The sequence below is a fragment of the Prevotella sp. oral taxon 317 str. F0108 genome, assembly GCF_000162415.1.
In the GTDB taxonomy this organism is placed as follows: Bacteria; Bacteroidota; Bacteroidia; order Bacteroidales; family Bacteroidaceae; genus Prevotella; species Prevotella conceptionensis.
This window is the reverse complement of sequence record NZ_GG740075.1, coordinates 3,891-7,052: the sequence shown is the minus strand read 5'-3', so window position 1 is coordinate 7,052 and position 3,162 is coordinate 3,891. Positions and strand designations below refer to the sequence as shown.

Annotated in this window: 2 protein-coding genes and 1 pseudogene; all 3 read right to left on the bottom strand. The window is 53.4% G+C overall.

Annotated elements, in window-relative coordinates:
- Positions 1-1,677, bottom strand: a pseudogene (locus HMPREF0670_RS11455) (RHS repeat protein); the annotation flags it as partial.
- 381 nt (positions 1,678-2,058) lie between these two features.
- Positions 2,059-2,589, bottom strand: coding sequence for an imm11 family protein (locus HMPREF0670_RS11445; RefSeq protein WP_009231311.1), 531 nt, complete (start codon positions 2,587-2,589; stop codon positions 2,059-2,061).
- Positions 2,590-2,603: 14 nt separating this feature from the next.
- On the bottom strand, positions 2,604-3,146 hold the full coding sequence (locus HMPREF0670_RS11440) for an imm11 family protein (protein WP_009231310.1): 543 nt from the start codon (positions 3,144-3,146) through the stop codon (positions 2,604-2,606).
- Between the last annotated feature and the right edge of the window lie 16 nt (positions 3,147-3,162).

The following is a 3,162-nucleotide window of genomic DNA, read 5'->3' as shown; positions in this document are numbered from 1 at the left end:
CTCGCCGTTGGCGATGAGCTTGGCGGCAGGCACGAACGTGTCTTGTTCGAAGAGCCAGGTCACCATCTCGCTTTCTTCCGATTCGGCCGTTTCCGTCCACTCGTGCAGCGGCACGTTGCCGTCCCAAACGAAGTGGGTGGTGGTTCCTGCGTATGACTTGCGGATGCGGCGGCCGAGGGCGTCGTAGGCGAACGACACCTCCTTGCCGTCGGGACGCACGACGCGGGCGAGCATGCCGTCGCTCTGCCAATCGTAACGCCAGCCCGTGCCGAAGGCGCGGAAACGGATGCCCAGTTCGGTTTCGAGCCGCTCCTTATTAATGGGGGCGACAATGCCGCCGCGCAACACCATTTCCTTGAACTCCTTGAATACGAGGTTGCCCTCGCAGTCGTAGTGGTAGAAGAACTCACGGTCTTCGGCCAATCGGCCACCGGCATCGTAGCGCCGGTCGTCACGTTCGCGTGTCTCGAAGAGGTTGTCCATGCGGTCGGGCACGCGGTAGAGGCGTTCCACCTCTCCGCCGCGTTCGTACTCGGCCGCGATGAGGTTGTCGAACTCGTCGTAGTCGTACCGCGCCACGCGTCCCGAGATCTCGTCGCGCGCCACCAGCAGGCGGTTACCTATGTCCCATGTGTAGCGGCGGCGGAACTGCTCCACGTTGCGCGCACCTACGCTCTTGAACGTCTCGCGCCCGAACCTGTCGCGCCTTGTGATGACGTGCACGCCGCCCGTAAGGTGACGCTCGGCCTCCAGCCCCACACTGTCGCGCAGCCACTTGGCCGACCACTCCCCGCACGACATCTCCTGCAGCCTTCCCTGTCCGTCGTGGCGGTAATCAACGCTCGCCCCGAGGCTGCTTTCCGTACGTACGTGCCGCCCCGTCGGGTCGAACGTGCGCACGATGCTGTGCCCGCCCTGCGTCTCCTTTATTACGCGCCCGGCGGCATCGCGCTTGAAGGCCACCTTCGTATCGCCGTTCTCCGCCCGCAGCAGCAGGCCGTCGCCGTCGTAGGCAAAACGGCTGGTGCGCCCGTCGTGGTGGCGTTCCTCCAACACGTTGCCCGCCCCGTCCAGCTCGTAGTCCGTCTGCCGTCCGCATGGGCGAACTACCCGTACCACCCTGCCCGCGCCGTCGCGCAGGTATTTTCTTTTCAGCCCATCGAAACCCGTCTCCTCCACCACTCGGCCCAGTCCGTCGAGCCCGAAGGCGTAGCGTTCCCCGCCCGCGTTGACGATCTCGCGCAGCTGCAGCTCGCTGTCGTATCCGAATCGGACGTGCCGGCCGAACTGCCGCCTGCCCGTGAGCGTGCCCAGCGGGCCGTAGTCGAACTCCACGTCGTGCAACAGGTCCGAGGCCTTGACGAGGTTGCCCGAGGTGTCGTACACGAGGTTGTGCACGTTGCCGTCCGTTTCCTCGATGCGTATCAGGTTGTCGGCGTCGTCATAGGCGTAGGTCGTCACATTCCCAAGCACGTCGCGCGCCCACACCATGCGGCCGCGGCCGTCGTAACGCCAGTCGCGGTGCAGCCCGTTGGGGAAGGTGAGCCGTATCAGTTCGTGCCGTGCGTTGTACGCCAGCGTGAAGGTGCGCCCCTCGCCGTCGGCGATGCCCGTCAGGTCGCTCCCCTCGTAGGCGTAGGCATGGCTCTCGCCGCCGGGAAGCGTGCGCAGCACCACGCGGTCGCACTTGTCGTATTCCCATGCCGTGCGCCCGCCTCGTCGTAGCCGTAGCCCACGAGCAGGGTGTCCTTGCCGTCGGCTGTCGCAGTAGTCTATGCACCCCTCCTGTAATGTATATCAAGAACCCAGTTCCCGTTTATTCATCATCATCCAATTCCCAAGGAAATTTATGCGATTTGTCTTTCCCTTCAAATCCCAATCGCCAAGTATTTCTTGATTTTTAAAGACGGTGCCTAATTTATCCACCCATTTCTTTGCGTTGGGGTAATCTTTAATCATTAGATAATTGCCTACCATCCACTCCATAACATTAGAATCGTCACCGTAGTCTTATTCTTTTACGTCTTTTGAACATAACTGTAGTTTACTTACCAAAAACTACTCCCAAGTTTCAAAACTTATTCCGGTTATGTTGTTATTGGTAATAACGTCTTTTAGCGCTTGTGAAACAAACAAGTATGACCCGTCATAGGCACAGCGGAATATATCCCGTATCTTTTCTTTTATAAAGTATGGAACATACACTATCCCTTTCTCAATATCAGACTTTTCAAAGTCTATCACATCGTCTAATAAGATACTAGTCTTTAAGTAATAGTATCTTTCTTGATTCCAAGATGAGGCTGATTGTATTATGATAGGATACCAAATAATATCATCGGAATTGTCGGCATGTCTCACAATCAAATCTTTTAGGCGCCTAGAACATAGCGGTATATCTAAATCATTAACCAAATAGTCTGCAAACTCTCCATCCCTCAACTCCATCTTTAATTCTTTCCAAGCAACATCTTGTTTCCAATTCTGAATATCAGCTGGCGACAGACCTTCATCAGAAAAGGCAAAGCCATAGTGTTGATCATCATAATCTTCACTGCTCTCAACGAAATATACTTTTTCTGTTTCCATTCCTCTATCAAGTTTTATGATGCATACCAATCCTCAAATCCGACACCAGTTAAGCTTTCTGCCTCGATACGCTGCTTCAGCCTGTCAGATATATAAACATAGTTGGGGTATTCCTCCTCCAAAGTAAAAATATCCACATCCTTTATCTTGTCATAAACAAAATGCGGAAGATATATTTTCCCGTTTCTTAGCTTTCTGGACTTCTCTATGTCCAAGATTTCCTTCATGGGCGTTTCCATAAGCAGTGCATAATAAGTTTCCACCACATCTCCGTCGTTAACGGCAACCGAACACCAGGTTATGTCTGTTGCGTTGATAGCATTTGTTTCGATGCACTGTTTCAATTTCTCAGAACACAAAACCCAATCGCAATCATTACTTAGGTAATCGGAAAAACGCCCTTCGGTTAATTCAAACATTGGCTCACTCCAAGCCTTTTCCAAAGGCAAGCCTTGGTATATGTCTATGGGATCAACGCTGTCGGGCGATTCTGCGAAACCATAGCGTTTTTTGTCATAGTCATCGCTTTCTCTGAATGAAAAAATATTATATTTCATTGTTTTTGTTATTTTA

What these genes read in the sequence shown, in the direction of transcription:
- HMPREF0670_RS11445 (WP_009231311.1), bottom strand. Translation starts at nt 2,589, where the DNA reads ATGGAAACAGAAAAAGTATATTTCGTTGAGAGCAGTGAAGATTATGAT.
- HMPREF0670_RS11440 (WP_009231310.1), bottom strand. Translation starts at nt 3,146, where the DNA reads ATGAAATATAATATTTTTTCATTCAGAGAAAGCGATGACTATGACAAA.